We start from the raw sequence: 20,442 nt of genomic DNA, 5'->3' as shown, positions 1-20,442 counted from the left end.
CGGCTCGACGGTCCCGTGGCCGGTCAGGCGGCCCCGCCGACGACCACCACGGCGACCGCCGTCACGGCCAGGGCGGCGTACACCGCGGCGGCCACCCGCAGGCCGAAGCGCAGCAGGCCGCGTTCGGTGACGCCCGCGGACTTGGCCCGGTCACCCGCCACCGCCAGGATCAGCATGATCATGGGAAGCGAGGTGAAGACGGTGTGCCCCGCCGCGCTGTTCTGCAGGGCGGCGAACCAGGTGTCGAGGCCCGCGCCGTCCGGGGCGAGGCGCTCCTGAAGCGGCATCATCAGCGCGTTGCCGCCGACGTTCGAGCCGGTCAGGAAGCCGCTGAGCATGCCGAGCGCGGGCGCTGCCAGGGCGATGACCAGCGGGGGCGCCCCGGCGACCGCGGCGCCCAGCTCGCCGATCATGCCGCTGTCCGCCATCAGCCGCCCCAGGGCGACGAACCCGGTCAGGGCGAGCAGCGGCCTGCCGACGCGGGTCAGCGCGGTGCGCGCGTCCCGGCGGTGCGGACGGCCCCGGTCCAGGATCAGGGCCGCGGCGAGCAGCGACAGGCCCGGCGAGCTCAGCAGCGCGAAGCTCACGTCGCCCGCGTGCAGGGCGAGGGGAGGCGCGCCCAGGGCCTTGGCGACGCGCGTCAGGGCGATGCCGCCGAGGACCAGGCCGTACGCGGACAGGACCGTGCGCGGCGGCAGCAGCCGCCCGGCGGCGCCGGAGCCGGTCCGCCCGCGGCGGGCGGCGCACAGCGCGAGCCCGGCGGCGGTCGTCACGAGCCCGGCCAGGACGCCCGCGGGCTGGACCGCGCCGAGGCGGTTCAGGGCGAGCAGCCCGAGCGCGAGCACCCCGCCGGCGCCGGCGGCCACCACGGCGGTACGGAACCGTCGCCGCGGCCGTGCGAGCAGCGCGGCCCACGCGGTCACCAGGGGGAAGACCAGGGCGCTCGTGACCGCCGTGGCGGTGCCGAGGTCGGCCGTGCCGGTGCCGATGAGGGCGGCGCCGATGACGGTGGCGAGGCCGAGGGTGCCCCACGGCATGATGTTCATGCCGAGCATGGCCTGCCGCAGCGCGGTCGCGGGCGGCGCGAGGGCGAGCAGCACCGGCACGGTGACGAGCAGCGAGACGCCGAAGCCGGTGAGGGCCTCCACCGTGGGCGCGATGCCCGCCACCACGAGGGCGATCGTCGCGGGCCCCGGCAGCGGAAGGCCGCGCACCCACTCCTGCAACGCCTCGTGCACCGCGCGGCGGGTGAGCACCTGGCTCAGATAGACGCCCGGGAGCATCACGGCCGCGGCGTTGAGCACCAGCAGCCCCGCGCCTCCCGCCGTCCCTGCGGCCGCGTCGCCCGCCAGGGTGAAGTCCGGCAGCCACCAGATCAGCAGGGCCGCGAGGACCGCCCCCACGACCGCCGCCCAGTGCGCCGCCCGGCGCAGTCCCGTGATCATCCCCAGGACCACGACCAGCGGGGACACCGCCATCGCCCACACCATTTCGTTCAGCCGCCTTCCGTCTCTCCTTGCCGACGGGGCCAGCCTGGCGCGATGCGCGACAGGGGTCTTGAACGAAAGTCGTGCCGGTGTCGACCCGGCTGACCGTCACGGCCGGATGGCCCCCGGCGTGACACCGAAGTAGCGCTTGCAGACGCGGGTCAGATGGGCCTGGTCGGCAAAGCCGGTGACGGCGGCCACCTCGGCGGGGCGCTGCCCGGTCAGGAGGAGGCGGCGGGCGCGGTTGGCGCGCAGACGCAGCAGGTAGGCGTGCGGGGGCAGCCCGTACGCCTGCCGGAAGGCGGCGATGAGGGAGGCGCGCGGCATGTCCGCGGCAGCGCTCAGCTCCGCGACCGTGACGGGCTCGGCCCAGCGGTCGTGGAGCAGCTGCCGCGCCAGGTCCGGGCCCCGGCGCTGATCCCGCCGGGGCCCGGCGGCCGTCGCCCGGCCGGTGCTCGCGTGCCGGCGCAGCACCGTGGTCAGCGCGCCGAGCAGCAGTGACTCGGCGGTGAGGGGGTCGTGGGCGTGCTCCTGTTCGCGGTGCACGCGGCGCAGTGCGGCGAACAGCTCGGGGTCGGGCACGGCCGTCCGCGCGAACCAGACGTCCCGCGCGCCCAGGTGTTCCTCGGCCAGTTCGTCGACCATGGCGGTGTCGAAGTAGAACATGCGGTACCGCCAGCCGGACTCCTCGGCGGCGAAACCGGTGTGCACCTGCCCGGGGTTGAGGATCACCAGCTGCCCCGCGGGGACCACGACCTTGCCCCCGGCCAGGTGCAGCCCCTCGGCGCCTTCCTCGATGACGCCGACGGACAGCTCCTCGTGGCTGTGCCGGTCGAAGGCGAAGCGCTCGAACCGCGCCGACAGCAGCTCCACTTGCGCGCTGCCGGGCGCGGCCCAGAGCCGTGCGTGTTCGCCTTCCTCGGTCATCGGCGCATGCTCGCAGACGGCCGCGCGTCGGCCTAGGGCCCTGGTCACAGTCGACGCCGGGGTGGTTCGCGCGGATCCCGTAACCAATGATCTTGCGCCGCGTTGGTCCGCCCGGGAGTCCGTGGCGGCTGGTCACGGGCGTCGTGACACATGAGGGTGGCTCACCATGCCGGACATCACCAGGAAGATCGCCGCGGGGATCGGGGCGCTGGCCGCCGCCCTCGGCTGCGTCGTCGCCACCGGCCCCTCGGCGGTGGCCGACGGCAAGTGGTGCAACCACTCGGTCTGCATCGAGACGTACGACACCGGGACCTATCTGGGCCGCGTCGAGGTGTCGGTCACCAACACCAACCAGCCGCACCGCATCAGCGCGCGCGTGTGGACCACCAACGGCTGGAGCGCCCACACCAAGGTGGAGGACGTCGCGGCGTTCCGCACCTACCGGGACCAGGCCTACCCCCAGCGGCACTTCCCCGCGGGCACGCGGCTGTGCGCGGAGGGCTTCCGCGGCGGCGAGAGCGTCGGCCTGCCCTGTGTGACCCTCACGAACTGACCGCGCCGCGCCCCGGAAGACCCCGGCTCAGGCCGGGCCCCGCCCGGACCTGCTCGTCCACGCGAGCAGGTCCTCGGCGTTCCAGGTGGTGACGACGCGTTCGGCCGGTACCCCGCACTCCTCGGCGCGGGCGCAGCCGATGATCTGCCAGTCGAGCTGGCCGGGCGCGTGCGCGTCGGTGTCGATGGCGAACAGGACCCCGGCGTCGACCGCGCGGCGCAGCAGCCTCCGGGGCGGGTCCTTCCGCTCGGGCCTGCTGTTGATCTCCACGGCCGTGCCGGACTCGGCGCAGGCGGCGAAGACCGCGTCGGCGTCGAAGGCGGACTCCGGGCGGCCGCGGCCGGTGACGAGGCGGCCGGTGCAGTGGCCGAGGACGTCCGCGTGCGGATTGCGCACGGCCTTGACCATGCGGCGGGTCATCGCCGCCGCGTCCATGCGCAGCTTGGAGTGGACGGAGACGACCACGACGTCGAGGCGGGCGAGGAGTTCGGGCTCCTGGTCGAGGCCGCCGTCCTCCAGGATGTCGCACTCGATGCCGGTGAGCAGGCGGAACGGGGCCCATGTCTCGTTGAGCGCGGCCACCACCCGCAGCTGTTCGCGCAGCCGCTCGGGCGACAGGCCGCGGGCGATGGTCAGGCGGGGCGAGTGGTCGGTGAGGACGGCCCACTCGTGGCCGAGCGCGGCGGCGGCCCGGCCCATCTCCTCGATGGGGCTGCCGCCGTCGGACCAGTCGGAGTGCAGATGGCAGTCGCCGCGCAGCAGGGACCGCAGCTCGGCGCCGCCGGTCACCAGGGGCTGCTCGGCCTCCTCCTCCAGACGGGCGAGGTAGCCGGGCACCTGGCCGTCGAGCGCCTCGCGCACCACCGCGCCCGTCTTGGGCCCGATGCCCTTGAGGGCTTCCAGGGTGTGCGTGCGGACCCGCTCGTCGAGCTCCTGGGCCGTCAGGGCGGCGACGGCGGCCGCGGCGGTGCGGAAGGCGCGGACCCGGTAGGTGGGCGCGTGGACGCGTTCGAGCAGGAAGGCGATGCGGTTCAGTGCCTCGACGGGCTCCATGGCCGCCCCCTGCCGGTCTTCGGGGCGCTCATGCCCCGTGCCACACGGTGGTGGCGTTGCAGAACTCCTTGATGCCGTGGCCCGACAGCTCACGGCCGTATCCGGAGCGCTTGACCCCGCCGAAGGGGAAGGCCGGGTGCGAGGCGGTCATGCCGTTGAAGTAGACCCCGCCCGCCCGCAGGTCGCGTACGAGGCGCTCCTGTTCGGCCGGGTCGGTGGTCCAGGCGTTGGAGCTCAGGCCGAACGAGGTGTCGTTGGCCACGGCGATGGCCTCCTCCAGGTCCGCGACCCGGTAGACCGTGGCCACCGGGCCGAAGGTCTCCTCGCGGTGGACGCGCATCTCGGGGGTGATGCCGACCAGGACGGTCGGCTCGTAGTAGAAGCCCCGGTCGAGGCCCTTGGGCCGCCCGCCGCCGCAGACGGCGGTGGCGCCCCGGCGCACGGCGTCGTCGACGAGTTCCTCCAGGTCGTCGCGGCCCTGCTCGCTGGCGAGGGGGCCCACGTCGGTGCTCTCGTCCGTGGGGTCGCCGACGGTCAGCTCCCGCATGCCCGCGGTGAAGCGCTCGAGGAAGGCGTCGTACACGTCCGTGTGCACGATGAAGCGTTTGGCGGCGATGCAGGACTGGCCCGCGTTCTGCGTCCGCGCGGTGACGGCGGTGGTGGCGGCCGCTTCGACGTCGGCCGACGGCAGGACGACGTAGGGGTCGCTGCCGCCCAGTTCGAGGACCGTCTTCTTGATCTCGTCGCCGGCGATCGCGGCGACGGAGCGGCCCGCTCCCTCGCTGCCGGTGAGGGTGGCGGCGGCCACCCTCGGGTCGCGCAGGATGCCCTCGATGGCGTCGGAGCCGACGAGGAGCGTCTGGAAGCAACCCGCGTCGAAGCCCGCGCGGAGGAAGAGGTCCTCCAGGTAGAGGGCGGTCTGCGGCACGTTCGACGCGTGTTTGAGCAGCCCCACGTTGCCCGCCATGAGGGCGGGCGCGGCGAACCGCACCACCTGCCACAGCGGGAAGTTCCACGGCATCACGGCGAGGACCACGCCCAAGGGGCGATAGCGGACGAAGGCCCGGGACGCGCCGGAGTCGCGCACGTCGCCGTCGTCGGGCCGCTCGTCGGCGAGCAGGGCCTCGGCGCGGTCGGCGTACCAGCGCATGGTCCTGGCGCATTTGGCGGCCTCCGCGCGGGCCGCCTTCACGGGCTTGCCCATCTCGGAGGTGAGGGTGAGCGCGATGTCAGGGGTGTCCGCGTCGAGCAGGTCGGCGGCGCGGTGCAGCAGTCCCGCGCGCTCGGCGAAGCCGGTGGTGCGGTAGCGCTCGAAGGCCTCCGAGGCACGGCTCAGCCGCGCCTCGATCTCCTCGCCGCTCAGGGGCTCGAAGGTCAGCTCGGTCCAGCCGGTCGCCGGGTTGACCGTTGCGATGGGCATGTCTGTGGCCTCCTCGTCCGCCTTCCTCGACCTTCCCGCGTCGCCCGCCGGGGCGCAACGCGGGAGTGCCGGGCCGGTCAGCCGGGGCCCGCCGGGGTGTGGCGCAGATACGCGAGGACGGCGCTGACCCGGCGGTGCAGCTGTGGTACTTCCGCGAGGCCGAGCTTGGCGAAGGTGGAGTTCACGTGCTTCTCGATGGTCGACTCGGAGAGCGTCAGGGAGTCGGCGATCGCCCGGTTGGTCTTGCCCTCCGCCATCTGTCGCAGGACGTCGAGCTCCCTGCGGGTGAGGTGCGACAGGGGGGCGTCGGCGGCCCGCGCGTGGCTCCCTATGAGGACCTCCACGATGCGGGGGTCGACGACGGAGCGCCCGGCGGTCACCTCCCGCAGGGCGCGCAGCAGCTCGTCGACCTCGCCGATGCGCTCCTTGAGGAGGTAGGCCAGGCCGTCGGTGCCGCGCCGGAAGAGGTCGAAGGCGTAGTTCTCGTTGGCGTGCTGGGACAACACGACGACGCCGATGCCGGGGTGGGCGGCGCGGATGGCGTGGGCGGCGGTGATGCCCTCGGTGTGGTGGCCGGGCGGCATGCGGATGTCGGCGATGACGACGTCCGGGAGCAGCCGCGCGACCGCGTCGAGGAGCTCGGTGGCGGTCCCGACGGCGGCGAGGACGTCCACCTCGCCGGTGTCCTCCAGGAGTCGCCGGGTGCCCTCGCGCACCAGGTAGTGGTCCTCGGCGATGACGACGCGCAGCGGGGCGGTGTCCGAGGGCTCAGGCACGGGCCTCCTCCCGTTCGCGTTCGGGGAGTCGGGCGCGGATGACGGTGCCGGTGCCGACGCCGCTGGTGACGGTGAGCTCGCCGCCCACGGCCTCGGTGCGGTCGCGCATGCCGGTGAGGCCGGAGCCGCGGGTGGTGTCGGTGGGGAACCCGGTGCCGTCGTCGGCGACCTCGACCTGGAGGCGGCCGTCGGCGCGGGTGAGGCGGACGGTCACGTGTCCGGCGCCCGCGTGCTTGAGGACGTTGGTCAGTGCTTCGGATACGAGGTAGAAGGCGGACTCCTCGATGTCGAGGGCGAAGCGCACGCCGGTCAGCGGCTCCTCGCTGTGGACGGTGACGGGGATGGGCATGCGGCGGGCGCAGGAGGTCACGGCGGCGACCAGGCCCTGGTCGGTGAGGACGGGCGGGTGGATGCCGTGGGCGAGCTCCCGCAGGTCGTCGATCACGCGGTAGGCGTCGTCCTGCATCTCGGTGAGGGCGGCGTCGATGTCGCCGCCGCGGTGCAGGCGGTTGCGGGCGAGGGCGAGTTTGGCGACGAGCACGACGAGTTCCTGCTGGATGCCGTCGTGCAGGCGGCGCTCGATGCGGCGGCGCTCGGTGTCCTGGGCGTGCACGATGCGGGCGCGGGACGCGGCGAGTTCGGTGGCCTGGCGCTGGGTCTCCCGGGCGTGCGCGGAGAGCTCGGCTGCGAGGCGGACGTTGTGCACGGCGAGGGCGGCGGACCGGGCGAGGGTCTGGCCGATGTCGTGGTCCTCGGGGGCGCAGGGGCCCTCGGCCTTGGGGCCGTACTCGATGGCGCCGAGGACGTCGTCCCCGTACAGGAGCGGAAAGCTGACCAGGGGCCGCTCGCCGGGCGGCGGTTCGCCCGCTTCGGCGGTTGCCAGGGGCGGTCCGGGCCCGCCGAGCCGGACCCGGACCCAGCGCAGGCCGAGGCCTTCGCGCAGCCCGGTGGCGAGCTGCGGGGCGAGCCGGTCGAGGTCGTAGGCGTGCTCCAGGGTGGTGCCGAACTGGACGAGGAGCTCGAACCTGCTGAGGCGCTTGCCGAAGACGCGGCGCTCCAGCACGGCGTTGAGCTGGGCGCGCAGCGGCTGGAAGAGGGCGGTGACGACGACGGCGACCAGCAGGGACAGGCCGAGCGGGAAGACCAGGCCCGCGGTGAGCCCGAGGGTCAGGGCCATGCCGACGTACCAGCTGTTGATGATGAGCCACAGGGACCCGTAGACGGCGGAGCGGCGCAGCGCGATGTCGACTCCGAGCAGCCGGTGGCGGAAGGCGGCGTAGAGGAGGGTCACGGAGATCGACACGTAGGGCAGGGCGCCGAGGAGGGAGCCGATGAGGTAGAGGGCGCCCTGTTCGCCCTGCCAGGCGCGGAAGAGCCGGGACGAGCCGCGGCCCAGGAAGAGGACGGCGGCCACGGCGGCGAACGGCAGCAGCGCGGCCACCTCGCGCAGGCCCGCGGCCCGGGCGCGCAGACAGCGCAGCACGAGCAGGGTGGCGCCGACGCCGGGCAGGAAAGCCTCGGGGTGGTAGAAGACGATGTAGTAGACGGTGTGGTCCGACAGGCCGGTGAGGGGCAGCAGGACCGGCAGCGCGAGCAGGCCCCAGAGGCTGTTCAGGACGCGGCGTTCGTAGCCGAAGCGGTAGCCGCCGTCGGGCAGCAGGGCCAGCAGGCGGACGACGAGGATGCTCACCACCAGGTGGCAGAGCTGGCTGGCGGCCTGCAGGGCGAGGTCGAGCGGCAGCAGCACGCCGGCCGCCTCGGGGCGCAGGTACCAGCCGAGTTCGAGGCTCACCAGCGTGGTGGTGTGGCGGACGGCCACGGAGACGCACAGCCAGCTGCCGAGCAGCAGCAGGCGCCGGGCCACGGGGCTGGACGGGGCGTGCCACCAGGTGAAGAGACCGGCGAAATAGCACGGGAGTACGGACCCCAGGATCCAAGGCAGAACGTAGCGGTTGTCCAGCTGCGTTGTCCCGATAAGCGTTGCCCAGAGCAAGCACGCTCCGCCGCACGCGGCGACGAGGTGCATCCCCCCGCTTCTGCCTGCCACGGGCGACATTATCGGGGCCCGTCACGACGGACGTCCAGAGAAGTAATCCACCGACCGCGCCTGGCGGAAAACCTCCAGGGATTTTGGAGGGTGCCCGGGTGCCCCGCAATGGCCCGCACGAGAACACTCGAAGGGAATCGCAGGGGCGGATTCCGAGGGCCGTGAAGGCGGATTCCAAGGGTCCGGCACCGCGCGAGGACACTCCGCAGGGATGAGAGAACGGGTGGCCGTCATGAGTCGTTGTTCCGGTCCGGAAGTCATCGTCTGGGACACCACGTACGCCTGCCCCTTGCGCTGCTCGCACTGCTATTCGGAATCGGGGAGGCGGCCTTCGCGCCAGCTCGGTCCGGAGGCCATGCTGCGGGTCGCCGACGCGCTGGCGTCGCTCGACCCCCGGGTCGTGGCCCTGTCCGGAGGCGAACCGCTCGTCGTCCGGGGCGTGTTCGAGGTCGCGCGGCGGCTGCGCGCCGCCGGGGTGAAGCTGTCGGTCAACACCAGCGGATGGGTGATGAACCGGGCCCTCGCCGAGCGGCTCGCCGACCACTTCGACGAGGTGATCGTGAGCCTGGACGGAGCGACGTCCGAGGTGCACGACCGCATCCGGGGGCGCGAGGGCTCCTTCGAGCGGGTGCTCGCGGCCCTCACCCTGCTCGACGAGGTGGCGGCCGAGCGGAGCACGGCCGACCGGGGGCGGCTGTGCTTCGGTGTCGACTGCGTGGTGATCCGCAGCAACTTCGGCCAGCTGGAGGACATCGCGGGCGACATCGCCCACCGCTTCCCGCGCCTGACCACGCTGGGCTTCAACGCCGCCGTGCCGGAGGGCCTCGCCAGCCGCCCCGAGTTCGGCGTCCACGAACTCCTCGACGACGACCAGGTCGCCCGGCTCACGAGCACCGCGTTCCGCGCCCGCCTGCGCGAGCTGGCGCCGTCGTCGGTGGCCGTCTTCACCACCGACAACCTCAATCTGGTGATGAAGCCGGAGCGGGTCGCCGAGGGCATCGACACCAAGGTCATGCAGGTGGAGCCGGACGGCATGGTGCGGGGGATCCCCGTGTACGAGGGGACGGTCGGCAGCCTCCTGGAGGAGCCCGCGACGGTGCTGTGGGAGCGCACCCTGGCCCGGCTGCGGGACCCCTTCGTCGTGGAGACGCTGTCCACCGTGGACTCGATGGGAACGTGGGCACAGGCCGTCCGGCGGATGGACCGCCGCTTCGGTTCCGCAGACGACATCGCGCGCATCGACCGGCGCTCGGTGCGGACGCGCCCTCCGGAGTTCGTCACGGCGACCGTCGCGCGGCCATAGTCACCGGGGTCGCCGGGGTTCCGCCCCTCCGCCTGACGACACCGGGCGGCGCGCACCCGCAGCGGCTCGCGCCCCGGCCCTTTCCGTGGCGCCTCATTCCGTAGGCCTTCCTTCCGCCGACGCCCGCCCGCTTTCTGTCCACCGTTCCTCCGGCGCCCTGCACGCCGTGCCGACTTCCGCCCGAGGGGCGTTCGTTCGAATCTCGCACGCGTTTCCCTCGTCACTCCCGCCGATTCCCCGGAATCTCTTTCTGCCCGGTTCTGACCGGAGAGGCCGCACCGTGATGAAAATCCAGGACTACGACCGCTTCTACCGCGCGGACCCGGTCTTGTTCGAATTCCCGGAGCGCCTCGCCGACACTCCGGAAAGGCTCACGGCGGCCCTGCGGCCCCTGCCCCGGGGCTGGGAACGCTCGGATTCCGGATGGTGGACGCGGCTGCGCCCACCGACCGCCCGACGGCCGGGTCAGGGCTGGCGGATCCACGTCTCCGTGACGCTGCCCCGGCTGGAGCCCGCGGCGGAGACCGTCGTGGAGTACTGCGTGCGGCAGAACATCGCCGTGGACCTCGTCCGCGGGACGGCCGCCGCCCGGGCGCTCGGCGACCTCCGCGCCGACCGCCTCACCAGCGCCGACCTGATGGTCCTCCACCCGGCGGACGAGGCCGTGCTCACCGCCGCGCTCGCCGACCTCACCGCGCTGCTCGCACCGCTTCCGGGACCGTACGTGCCGGGCTGTCTGCGCCACCGCTCGGGTCCGCTGTACGTGCGCTACGGCGCCGCACAGGACCAGCGATGTCCCGCCGCCGGGCACCTGGCCGCCCCGGGCGACGAGCACACCATGGTGCCCGCCCTGGAACGGCCCGACGGCACCCTCGTGCCCGAGGACCGCCGCCCGGTCTTCCGCTGCCCGGACTGGGTCACGCTGCCCGAGGTGCTGCACGCCGACCTCAAGGCCCTGCACGCCCCGCCCGACGCCCCCTTCCCCTTCCGCGACGTGCGGGCACTGCGCCTGACCACCGGCGGCGGCACCTACCGGGCCACGGACACCGCCACGGGCAGGCCCGTCCTGCTGCACGAGGCGCGGCCCCACACCGGCTTCGACGCGTACGGCACGGACGCCGTGGCCCGCCTCACCCACGAACGGGCCGTCCTGGAGCGGCTCTCCGGCCTCGATTGCGTGCCTCGCGTCGTACGCCACCACGTCCGGGCGGGCCACCACTTCCTGGCCGTCGAGCTGCCCGAGGGCCGGAGCCTGGCCGAGGCGGCGGCCGCCGCCTTCCCGCTGACCACCGAGGACCGCGCGGAGAAGGAGGCCGCGGGCTACGCGGAGTGGGCCCTCGGCGTCGTCGGGCGGGTCGCCGCCGCCCTGGACGCGCTGCGGCATCGCGGGTTCCGCCTGGGCGAACTCAGCCCGGAGCACGTGCTCCTGTGCCCGGACGACCGGGTCGTGCTCACCCGCCTGGACACGGCGACGGACCTCATGGACGACCGGCCACCGGCCACCGGCGAGGAGGGCTTCACGGCACCGGCGGGGCTGCGCGGCCGGGCCGCCACCGCCCATCTGCTCGACGTGCTGCGGCTGTGGCTCCTGCTTCCGGTGCCGCACCGCGACCTGGCGACCCTGCGCGTCCTCACCCGGGCGGTCGACCAGCACTACCCCGTCCCGCCGGGCTTCGGCGCCACCCTCCTGTCCCGCCTGTCCCGGACGGCGGACCCGCAGGCCGACGACCACGCCGGGCGGCTCGCCGCGGACCGCCCCGACTGGCCCGCCCTGCGCGACTCCCTGGTGGCGGGCCTGCACGCGATGGCCACGCCCGAGCGCACGGACCGGCTCTTCCCCGGCACCCCCTTCGGACCCGCCGCCCTCGGCGGACCGTCGTTCGGCCACGGCGCCGCCGGGGTCCTGTACGCCCTGCACCGGGTGGGCGCGGCCGTCCCCGCCGAGTACGCCACCTGGCTGGCGGACGCCGCCGAACGCGACCTTGACCCGCGCCCCGGCCTGTACGACGGGCTGCACGGGGTGGCCCTCACCCTCGATCTGCTCGGCCACCGCGAACGCGCCCTCGCCGTCCTCGACCGGGCCCGTCCCCTCGAAGCCCGCGTGCTTCGCCCCGACCTGGCGGGCGGCAGCGCCGGAATCGCCCTGAACCAGCTGCGGTTCGCCCGCGTCACCGGGGACACCGCGCTGCACGACGCGGCCCTGCGCACCGCCGTCGACCTCGCCGGACTCGTCACGCAGGGGCCGCCCGCGCCACGGCCCGGCACTCCCCCGCCGTACGGCCTGCTGCACGGCGGCGCCGGGATCGCCCTGCTCTTCCTGCACCTGTACGAGGAGACCGGGGTCACCCGCTATCTGGGGCTTGCCGAGCGCGCCCTCGGCTTCGACACCGCCCGCTGCGGCACCGCCGCCGACGGCTCCCTCACCCTCTTCGACGGCACGCACCACCTGCCGTACCTGCACGGCGGCAGCTGTGGACTCGCCTTCCCCCTGCGGGCGTTGCTCCGGCACCGGCCCGACGAGGGCAGGGCCGGGCTGCTCGCCGCCGTCCGGCACACCTGCGGCGCGCTGTACGTGCGCAACGCCGGGCTGCTGCGCGGCCGGGCGGGCGCGATCGCGGTGCTCGCCGCGCTCGACGGCCCCGGGGACCGCGAGGCCCTGCACACCCAGGTGCGCCGGATGGCCTGGTACGCGCACTCCTACCGCGGCCACCTGGCGTTCCCGGGCTTCCGGATGCTGCGGCTCTCCGCCGACCTGGCCACCGGTGCCGCGGGCGTCCTGCTCGCCCTGGACTCCGCGTTCGGGGGTGGCGGGCCCGTCCTGCCGTACCTCGATCCGCGGTCGTCGTACCTACGAGCCCACGAGGGGAGGTGATTCGGATGTCGGAGATCCTCGACCTGCAGGAGCTGGAGGAGGAGGCGCCCGCTCTGTGGCCCTGCGCCAACAGCTACCACAGCACCGTCGGCATGGGCTGACCCGCCCCGTCGCGCCCGTCCCGGCCCCTTCACCGCCACCGAGAACCGCACGAAGGGAGGTGACGCACATGGCGGAGATCCTCGAACTGCAGGAGCTGGAGGAGGAGACCCCCTCCCTGTGGCCCTGCGCCAACAGCTACGAAAGCACGCGTGGCGTCGTCTGACGCACCGTCCGCTTCCGTGGCGCCTCCCGGCCGTGGCCACCCACGGCCGGGAGGCCGTGACCACCGACCGGGACCGGCACCAGGAGACCTCACACCATGCTCGCTCAGGGCCATCTCGTCGCGGACCCCTGCTTCGTGGACGCGCTCGACCGCGTCGACGACGCCGGGAGCCGCTTCGCCCGCACCACGAGCCCGCCGCCCGCGGGCTGGCTGCGCGCCGAGCGCGGCGGCTGGGTCAATCTGCGCCCCCGTGACGCCGCGCTGCCCCGCCAGGGCTGGAAGATCCACGTCTCGGCCACGGAGGACCGGGCCGCACACGTCGTCGACACCGCCTGGGACTACTGCGTCAGGCACGGCGTCGCCTTCAAGTTCCTGCGCAGCGCGGTCCTGCACCACCAGGTCAACAGCAAGCAGGCGCCGCGCCCCGCGGGCGGCAAGCTCGTGACCGTCTACCCCGTCGACGAGCCGGACCTGGAGCGGATCCTGACCGGCCTGGCGGCGCTCCTGCACGGCGTCGAGGGGCCGTACGTGCTCAGCGACCTGCGCTGGGGCGAAGGTCCGCTGTACGTGCGCTACGGCGGGTTCGACCTGGCGTACTGCTTCGCGCCGGACGGCGAGTACGTCCCGGCGGTCGAGGGCCCGGGCGGCGTCCTGGTGCCCGACGTGCGGGGCACGTCCTTCCGGGTGCCGCCGTGGGTGGAGCCGCCCGCGTTCCTGGCCCCGCACATCGCCGCGTTCCGCACGGCCGCGCCGGGCGGCTTCCCCTACCGGGTGGAGAAGGCGCTGCACTTCTCGAACGGCGGCGGGGTCTACCGGGCCGTCGAGAAGGACTCCGGCCGCCGCGTGGTCCTGCGCGAGGCACGGCCCCACGCGGGCCTCGACGACCGGGGGACGGACGCCGTGGCCCGCCTGGACAACGAGGAGGCGATGCTGGAGCGGCTCGCCGGGCTCGACTGCGTGCCGCGCCTGTACGGCCGCACCCGTCACTGGGAACACCACTTCCTCGTCCAGGAGTTGATTCCGGGAGAGACCCTCCAGGAGGCGATCGGCCGCCGCCATCCGCTGTTCCGCGACGGCGCGGCGGATCTCGCTCCGCACGGGTCGGTTCTCGCCGCGTACACCCGCTGGGCGTGCGGCGTCGCCGACCGGATCGAGCGGGCCCTGGCACACCTGCACGGGCGCGGCGTCGTCTTCGGGGACCTCCAGCCCGGCAACGTCATGGTCCGCCCGGACGGCAGCGTGTGCCTCGTCGACTTCGAGACGGCGCACGCGGACGGCGACGACGGCGCGCCCGCGCTCGGCACGCCCGGGTTCACCGCGCGGTGGGCCCGGTCCGGGCGGTCCGTGGACACGTACGGACTCGCGGCCCTGACGCTCGCCCTGTTCTGCCCGCTGACGCCGCTGCTGCGCTTCGACCCGGACAAGCTCGCCCAGCTCACCGCCTGGTGCGAGCTGCGCTTCCCGGTGCCGCGGGGGTTCGGCGCGCGGCTGCGCCGACGGCTGTCCCCGCCGCCCGGCCACGCGCCGCGGGCCGAGGAGGCCGACGCGGCGGACGGATCCCGCTGGCCCGATGGACCCGGCGCCGACGGCCTCGCCGCACTCGCCTCGATGACCGAGGCGATCCTGCTCAGCGCGACACCGGGGCGCGACGACCGGCTCTTCCCCGGCGATGTGCGGCAGTTCGACAACCAGGGCGCGTCCCTCGCCCACGGCGCGGCGGGCGTCCTGTACGCGCTGCACGTCACCGGCCGCTGCGGGCTCCCCGCTCTCGCCGAGCACGTCGACTGGCTGGTGCGGGCGGCCGGGCGGACCCGCTGGCCGCGTCCCGGCCTGTACGACGGCCTCGCCGGGGTCGCGTACGCCCTGGACCGCCTCGGGCGCGGCGACGCGGCGCGCGAGACGCTCGCCCGGCTCGACGGCGTCGACCTCGGCGGCTGCGGCGCGGGCCTGTTCGGCGGGCTCGCGGGCATCGGTCTGGCCCGGCTGCACTTCGGGGACGCGAGCGCGGCCGAGGCCCTGGGCGAGCGGCTCGCGCGCGTCATCGAGGGCGGCGGCCGACTGCCGGGCCCCGCGGACGCCGTGGGCCTCATGCACGGCTGGTCGGGCCCGGCCCTGCTGTTCACCCGGCTGCGCGAGGTGACCGGCGACGACCGGTGGCTGCGGCTCGCCCGGCTCGCGCTGGCCCGCGACCTCGGCCGGTGCGGGGCGCCGCGCGCGGGCCTGCTCCAGGTCAGGGACGGCCGGCGGTGGCTGCCGACGCTCGACCGGGGCAGCGCCGGGATCGCCCTGGTCCTCGACGCGTACCTCACGCACCACGACGACCCGCACTACGCGCGCGTACGGGAGCGCGTGCGGTCCGGCCTGGGGACGGAACTCCTCCTCTCCCCCGGCCTCTTCGACGGTCAGGCGGGCTTGCTCCACGCCGCCTCCCGCCTGGCCGGCCCGGGCTCCGCAGCGTCGGTACACCTGCGGAGCCTGGGCCTCCACTGCGTGCGCTTCCGGGGGCGGCGGGCCTTCGCGCTCGACGGCCTCCTGAAGCTCTCGATGGACCTGGCCACCGGCACGGCCGGGGTGCTGCTCGCCGTGCACGGCGCGCTGACTGGCCAGGCGTACGCGCCGCTGCCCCTGCTTGAGGCGACGCCCGTGAAACCGGCGGCGCAGGGGACCGCGAGACCGGCGGCGCAGCGGACCGCGGGGTCACCGGCGTGAAGGCACGGGGGACCACGGGCGCGCGGCGGAGGGCTCCGGCCGCGGACTCGCTCCGCCGCAACCGGGACTTCCACCTCCTGTGCGCCGGGCAGGGCCTGTCCATGCTCGGCTCCGGCGCCTGTGCGGTGGCCCTTCCGCTGCTCGTCCTCCAGGTCACCGGGTCGCCGCTGCGCGTCGGCCTGGTGGAGGCGGTGTGGACGGGCTCGCTGGCCCTCGCCTGTCTGCCGTCGGGCCCGGTGGCCGACCGGTTCGACCGCCGCACGGTGCTCCTCGTGTGCGACGCGGGCCGCGCGGTGGCGAGCGCGGCCCTCGCGGCGGCGGTCCTCGCCGGTCTCGCGTCGCTGCCGCTGCTCCTGGTGGCGGGCGCGGTGCTCGGCTTCCTCACGGCGCCGTTCAACGCCGCTGTCCTGCCTCTCGTGCGCGAGGTCGTGCCGGAGGGCAGGCTGGCCACGGCGCTCGCCGTCAACCAGGTGCGCGGGCAGGCCGCTTACCTCCTGGGGCCGGTGATCGGGGGCGCCCTCTTCGGCGCGGGGGCGAGCCTCCCCTTCTGGCTCGACAGCGCGTCCTACGCGGTCTCGTCCTGCTGTCTGCTCGCCCTCGGCGTGCGCACCGGCGCTCCGGCCGGGCCGCGCGAGGACTGGTGGCCGTCCTTCACCACCGGGCTCCGCTTCCTGTGGCGGGACCGGCTGTTGCGCCGTCTGACCCTGGTGGCGTCGGCACAGAACTTCGCCTTCGACGGGGTGTACCTGGCGGTCGTGGTGACCACCGCGCGCGAGGGGGCGTCCGGCCTGTCGGTCGGGATGGTCACGGCGGCGTCGGCGGCGGGCGCGATGGCAGGCGTCGTCCTGGCACCGTCGGCGGGCCGGCACCTGGGGCCCTCGACGATCGTGCTGTCCACCGGCGTGCTGTGTGCGGCCCTGGTCGGCGCGATGGCCCTGGCGCCGGAGGCCACGGCGCTCGCGGCCCTGCTGGCGGGGTGCTCCCTCGCGGTGGCCGTGTCGGGCTCGGTGCTGACGCTGGCGCGCCTGCTCCACACCCCGGAGCGGTTGCAGGGCCGTGTGAACGGCGCGATGGGCCTGCTCTTCATGGCCACGCCACCCCTGGGGGCCGCGCTCTCCGGCGCCCTCCTCGACCGGCTCCCCGCTGCCGTGGTCTTCCTGGCCTTCGCCACTGTCCTCGCGGCCCTCGCGGCGGCGTCGCCGGGGCGGCGGGTGTTCCGGCAGCCCGGCCTTGGAGAGGCCGTGGCGGATCGCTCGCGGGCCGGGGCGGCCGCGGACTGACCGGTCACTCGGGCTCGGCCCTGCACTGGGCACTGGGCGGCTTCCCCTCCGGCCAGGCGAGCTTCTCGAACTGGATGTGCCGCCGGGGGTTTGGCGAAAGCCGCACGATGGCGACGGCCTTGTCGTAGGGGGTGCCGCGGCCGTTGAGACAGATCCAGCCGCTGGCGCCGTTGACCCGCTGTCGGCCGTGGAGCCGTGGCCATGCCGCCGCGATGCTGTCCTGCGCGGGCACCTGGTCCTTGGCGACCACCCGGTTGCGGATGCCGGCGATCGCGGTCAGGGCGGAGTCGTGGGCCGTGATGGTGCGCCCGTCCGCGAGGCCGGTGGGGCCGATGTCGCCGACGGAGGAGTCGCGTCGCGCGCTCTTGACGAGTCGGCCGAGCGCGTTGAAGTCGTCGGCCGAACCCCCGGTCGCGGGCGGGCGTCCGGCGGTCCAGGCGTCCTCGTGGGTGATCGTGGTGTACTCGACGGTCAGCCCGGCGCCGTAGGAGAAGGCGCCCCAGTCCATGGTCGGGTCGAGGGCGAGGGTGGAGGCTCCCGACACGGTGACCACCCTGAAGGGCCGCGACGCGCAACCGCGTTTGCCCAGGGCGGCGACCAGCAGGCTGAGCGCGCGCGGACGGCCCGAGAAGTAGACCGTGGTCGCCTTGGAGTCGCAGAGGTTGTTGACCATCTGGACGAAGTCGTTGGCCGTGACCTTGTCCGCGTCGTACTGCTCGGGAGCGTACGGCGTGCCCTTGGTCTCGGCCCGGAAGGCGGCGCGCAGCGAGCGGGCGTAGAGGTCGCTCTCGGAGGTGTCCTCGACGAGGAAGGTCTGTGCCGGTCTGACGTGGAGGGAGTGGGTGAGTGCCCGTGCCTGCTCCCGGTTGGAAGGGACGACCTTGGCCAGGCCCGGGTAGCGCCGGGGGTGGCGTGCGTCGTTGGCGAGGCCGTCGGCGGTGATCGGTCCCCCGACGACCGCGATGCCCTTGTCGTTGGTCAGACGGTCGATGGTCCGCTCGGTCCGTCCGACGCTGACGTTGAAGCCGAAGACCGCCCGCAGCCGGTGCTCGCGGGACGCCGACATCGCGGCGAGCTGGTCGGTGACCTCTCTCCACCGGGCCATCTCGCGGCCGGGGTTGGCCAGGACGAGGCGGATCGGCGGCTCTTCCTTGCTCTCGTGGTTGGCCCGGTACTGGGCGAGGTAGGCGCCCTGGACCTCCCGGAGGACCTCGGTGCGCTCGGCCCGCTGGTCCGCTCCCGGAGTCATCGGGATCATGAGGGCGATGGTCGCGTAGGGCTTGTCGCCGCGGGTGACGCGGTCGTTCTCCGCCTTGATGCGGGCCGAGACGGGGCGGAGCTCGTCGTTGAAGGCGTACGCGCCGTCGGTGACGCCCGTGCACTCGTCGTCGTCCCCCCGCTTGTCGACCCCGGCCGCGCAGGAGGTGTCGCTCAGCTCCAGGCCGGTCCACACGCCCAGCGGGACGACGAGCGCGGCCACCAGCAGCCAGTGGACGAACCGCACGACGGGCGGTTTCGCGGTGTGCCACTGCCACCACCGGCGGAAGGGCATGTCCATCACACCACCTCACACGACGGGGAGATCGGGGGCCTGTACGCCGTTCACCAGGGCGTCGATCCAGCCGTCGGCCGCGACGGCGTCGATGTACGCGTTGTACGCCCGGTCGGGTCGCGGGCGGCGGCCGTAGTCCGTGCACAGCGCCTCCAGCGCGGCCCGGACGAGCACCGCACGCCGATCGGCGTGCCCCGACGGAGGAGCGGACGACGGCGCGGACAGCCGCCACACGGACGCGAGCAGCAGCCGGATCGCGGCGTGCGCCTCGGCCCCGCCCTCCTGTTCGGCACACGCCGGGCACGGCGGCAGTTCGTCGTCGGCCGGTGCGTGCTCGGGCGCGAAGCCGTCGAACGCCTGGGGTGCGGCCGCGACGAGGTTGAGGTCGCGCAGCCAGTCGGAGGGCGCACTGCGCAGATAGCGGTGGTGCAGCGCCCGGACGACCAGGGAGTCGAACAGGCCCAGTGCCAGGGCGTGGTGCAGATACCGCGGGTCGTGGCGGACCGAGTCGGCGGCCAGCACGTCACCGGGGTTGTAGTGGCCCGCGAGGCGGGAGTGGATGTGCGACCAGCGCTCCGGGCCGCTCTCGGTGCGCAGGCGGTGCAGCAGGATCGCGCGCAGCGCCCGGTCGGTGATCAAGGGGGCTCTGCCGTACGCCGACGGCCAGGGGCGGTGGTTCCAGTGGGGCCGCTCCAGGGCGCCGTCGAGGAGCCGTCTGACCTGGAGGGCGGGCGTGGGAGCGGGGAAGTCGGGCTGGGGCAGCCGCAGCAGGTCGGCCGCGGCGCCCACCTCCAGCGCGGGCGCGACCGCCAGGGCCTGGTCCCGCAGGACGGGGTCCGGAAGCAGTTGGTCCAGCAGCCGCACGGCGAGCGGGTGCCCGGCGTCCCGGGAGGGCAGCGAAAGGAGTTCGTCCAGGTCGAGCGGGTCGGGGCCCTCGATCCGCTCGACCGCTGTCGCGGTCAGGAGCAGGGCACTGCCCGTGCGGCCCCCGCTGAGTCTTTCGACGACCGCAGGAAGGGCGGCGGGATAGTCGGTGCCGCTGAACATCGCGCGGATGTCCGGGTCGCCCACGTGGGGGATCCCGAGGCGCAGCAGCCATGTGCGGGGCGGGCAGAGCTCGGGGCGGTGCCACGGCGCTTCGACGGTGGTGGGTGTCAGGCCCGGACCGGGGCCGCGGCCGAGGGAGGACACGAAGACGACGGGGAGCATGGCCCGGCTGTGCCCCGGGCGCCGCTGGGCGAGGCGCGCGTACCGTTCGACGAAGGGGTCGAGAAGGCGTGTGCGCAGAGCGTCGTCCACGTTGTCGAGGAGGATGAGCGCGGGGTGGCGGGTCTTGCGCCCCCAGGGCCCGTAGGCGCCGTCGATGTCCGCGAGGAGCGCGTCCAGCAGCTGGGCCTCCACCGCCGCCCGGTCCGGTCCCCGGCGGCGGAACTTCTGAACGAGCAGGAACAGCCGCTGCACCGCGTCGCCGTTGGCCTCGGCCAGTTGGGAGCGCCACCACGCCAGGCGGGGCGCCTGACCCTTGCGGTCGAAGAGCGTCTCGGAGGCGGCCTGGAGCACGCCTTCCAGCCCCGGCACGCCCGGAAGCAGCCCCGCCACGACGCTGCCCAGCGCGGTGAACCAGCGTCTCAGCAGAGCGTCCCGGACCCTGGGATCCGGGTGCCGCGCGGCCAGCAGCTCCCTGAGTTCCGCTTCCGCGGCCGTCAGCTCGGCCGGTGGCACGGGGCCCGCGGTGGCGGCCTCCCGCCGCCACGCGGTCACCAGCAGCAGCGCGGGAGAGAGCCGGGGGAAGGACAGGGGGCGGCTGTTCCCCTTGGGGGCGGTGGACAGCTCGTAACACACCTGGAAGAGGAGGTTGGTGACCGGCGAGGCGTTGGCCGAGTCCAGGCGCTCGCGGTCCGTCTGACCGGCTGCCGAGTAGGGCGGCCCGGCGAGGTCCACGCAGGCCGTGGGCACATGGGCGTGGTATCCGGCGTACAGCGCGTCGAGTACGGCTGTCTTGCCCGTCGCCCGGTCGCCGACGATCTCCACGACGGGCTGGCCGTGCGGGAACCTTCGCTTGGTCCAGGGTCCCCCGCCGGGCGGCATCCCCACCATCGCCGGGGCGAGTTCGTCGACCACGGCACTGAGGTGGTACAGATGGCGCCCCATCCCGCCCCCCGGCGCTCTCTTCCCCGTCGGCCCCGATGTGCCCGCAC

At 74.5% G+C, this 20,442-nt stretch carries 13 protein-coding genes; 5 read left to right on the top strand and 8 right to left on the bottom strand.

Annotated features, from left to right (window positions below):
- Window positions 1-23: 23 nt before the first annotated feature.
- Both AC5WAM_RS39615 and AC5WAM_RS39610 read right to left on the bottom strand, forming a co-directional pair.
- Window positions 24-1,478, bottom strand: coding sequence for an L-lactate permease (locus tag AC5WAM_RS39615; protein WP_495520625.1), 1,455 nt, complete (start codon window positions 1,476-1,478; stop codon window positions 24-26).
- A 117-nt stretch (window positions 1,479-1,595) separates the two neighbouring features.
- Window positions 1,596-2,414: an AraC family transcriptional regulator gene (locus AC5WAM_RS39610; protein ID WP_495520624.1), complete on the bottom strand. Its 819-nt coding sequence runs from the start codon at window positions 2,412-2,414 to the stop codon at window positions 1,596-1,598.
- A 166-nt stretch (window positions 2,415-2,580) separates the two neighbouring features.
- Between AC5WAM_RS39610 and AC5WAM_RS39605 the strand changes: the two genes are divergently transcribed.
- Window positions 2,581-2,967 (top strand): hypothetical protein, encoded by a 387-nt coding sequence (locus AC5WAM_RS39605; protein ID WP_366792913.1) that lies wholly within the window; start codon window positions 2,581-2,583, stop codon window positions 2,965-2,967.
- A 27-nt stretch (window positions 2,968-2,994) separates the two neighbouring features.
- Here AC5WAM_RS39605 and AC5WAM_RS39600 read toward each other — a convergent pair whose 3' ends face one another.
- The 4 genes from AC5WAM_RS39600 to AC5WAM_RS39585 form a co-directional block, all read right to left on the bottom strand.
- On the bottom strand, window positions 2,995-4,020 hold the full coding sequence (locus AC5WAM_RS39600; RefSeq protein WP_495520623.1) for a PHP domain-containing protein: 1,026 nt from the start codon (window positions 4,018-4,020) through the stop codon (window positions 2,995-2,997).
- A 28-nt stretch (window positions 4,021-4,048) separates the two neighbouring features.
- On the bottom strand, window positions 4,049-5,440 hold the full coding sequence (locus AC5WAM_RS39595; RefSeq protein WP_495520622.1) for an NADP-dependent succinic semialdehyde dehydrogenase: 1,392 nt from the start codon (window positions 5,438-5,440) through the stop codon (window positions 4,049-4,051).
- A gap of 77 nt (window positions 5,441-5,517) precedes the next feature.
- Entirely contained in the window at window positions 5,518-6,216 is a 699-nt protein-coding gene (locus tag AC5WAM_RS39590; RefSeq protein WP_366792910.1) for a LuxR C-terminal-related transcriptional regulator, read from the bottom strand.
- Complete coding sequence (locus AC5WAM_RS39585; RefSeq protein ID WP_366792909.1) at window positions 6,209-8,080, bottom strand: sensor histidine kinase; 1,872 nt, start codon at window positions 8,078-8,080, stop codon at window positions 6,209-6,211. The genes AC5WAM_RS39590 and AC5WAM_RS39585 overlap by 8 nt, the downstream gene beginning before the upstream one ends.
- A 415-nt stretch (window positions 8,081-8,495) precedes the next feature.
- Here AC5WAM_RS39585 and AC5WAM_RS39580 point away from each other — a divergent pair, with 415 nt between their 5' ends.
- The 4 genes from AC5WAM_RS39580 to AC5WAM_RS39565 all read left to right on the top strand — a co-directional run bounded on the left by AC5WAM_RS39580 (window position 8,496) and on the right by AC5WAM_RS39565 (window position 16,692).
- The gene (locus tag AC5WAM_RS39580; RefSeq protein WP_495520621.1) at window positions 8,496-9,566 is read left to right on the top strand and encodes a radical SAM protein; all 1,071 of its coding nucleotides are present in this window, start codon (window positions 8,496-8,498) and stop codon (window positions 9,564-9,566) included.
- 283 nt (window positions 9,567-9,849) lie between these two features.
- Window positions 9,850-12,438, top strand: a complete 2,589-nt coding sequence (gene lanKC / locus AC5WAM_RS39575; protein ID WP_495523752.1) for a class III lanthionine synthetase LanKC — start codon at window positions 9,850-9,852, stop codon at window positions 12,436-12,438.
- Window positions 12,439-12,799: 361 nt separating this feature from the next.
- Window positions 12,800-15,412: a class III lanthionine synthetase LanKC gene (gene lanKC / locus AC5WAM_RS39570; protein WP_495520620.1), complete on the top strand. Its 2,613-nt coding sequence runs from the start codon at window positions 12,800-12,802 to the stop codon at window positions 15,410-15,412.
- Entirely contained in the window at window positions 15,409-16,692 is a 1,284-nt protein-coding gene (locus AC5WAM_RS39565) for an MFS transporter (RefSeq protein ID WP_495520619.1), read from the top strand. The genes lanKC (AC5WAM_RS39570) and AC5WAM_RS39565 overlap by 4 nt, the downstream gene beginning before the upstream one ends.
- 4 nt (window positions 16,693-16,696) lie before the next feature.
- Here AC5WAM_RS39565 and AC5WAM_RS39560 read toward each other — a convergent pair whose 3' ends face one another.
- Both AC5WAM_RS39560 and AC5WAM_RS39555 read right to left on the bottom strand, forming a co-directional pair.
- The gene (locus AC5WAM_RS39560) at window positions 16,697-18,250 is read right to left on the bottom strand and encodes a hypothetical protein (protein ID WP_495520618.1); all 1,554 of its coding nucleotides are present in this window, start codon (window positions 18,248-18,250) and stop codon (window positions 16,697-16,699) included.
- Between the two features lie 9 nt (window positions 18,251-18,259).
- Window positions 18,260-20,395: a hypothetical protein gene (locus tag AC5WAM_RS39555; RefSeq protein ID WP_495520617.1), complete on the bottom strand. Its 2,136-nt coding sequence runs from the start codon at window positions 20,393-20,395 to the stop codon at window positions 18,260-18,262.
- Window positions 20,396-20,442: the final 47 nt, after the last annotated feature.

Source organism: Streptomyces sp. JLYT201 (assembly GCF_059448825.1).
Note: the sequence above shows the minus strand (reverse complement) of the source record. Positions and strands in the feature narration are given on the sequence as shown.

Coding starts and splice junctions, on each gene's coding strand:
- AC5WAM_RS39580 (WP_495520621.1), top strand. CDS start 8,496: ATGAGTCGTTGTTCCGGTCCGGAAGTCATCGTCTGGGACACCACGTAC.
- AC5WAM_RS39555 (WP_495520617.1), bottom strand. CDS start 20,395: ATGGGGCGCCATCTGTACCACCTCAGTGCCGTGGTCGACGAACTCGCC.
- AC5WAM_RS39610 (WP_495520624.1), bottom strand. CDS start 2,414: ATGACCGAGGAAGGCGAACACGCACGGCTCTGGGCCGCGCCCGGCAGC.
- AC5WAM_RS39560 (WP_495520618.1), bottom strand. CDS start 18,250: ATGGACATGCCCTTCCGCCGGTGGTGGCAGTGGCACACCGCGAAACCG.
- AC5WAM_RS39600 (WP_495520623.1), bottom strand. CDS start 4,020: ATGGAGCCCGTCGAGGCACTGAACCGCATCGCCTTCCTGCTCGAACGC.
- lanKC (WP_495523752.1), top strand. CDS start 9,850: ATGAAAATCCAGGACTACGACCGCTTCTACCGCGCGGACCCGGTCTTG.
- AC5WAM_RS39605 (WP_366792913.1), top strand. CDS start 2,581: ATGCCGGACATCACCAGGAAGATCGCCGCGGGGATCGGGGCGCTGGCC.
- AC5WAM_RS39615 (WP_495520625.1), bottom strand. CDS start 1,478: ATGGCGGTGTCCCCGCTGGTCGTGGTCCTGGGGATGATCACGGGACTG.
- lanKC (WP_495520620.1), top strand. CDS start 12,800: ATGCTCGCTCAGGGCCATCTCGTCGCGGACCCCTGCTTCGTGGACGCG.
- AC5WAM_RS39595 (WP_495520622.1), bottom strand. CDS start 5,440: ATGCCCATCGCAACGGTCAACCCGGCGACCGGCTGGACCGAGCTGACC.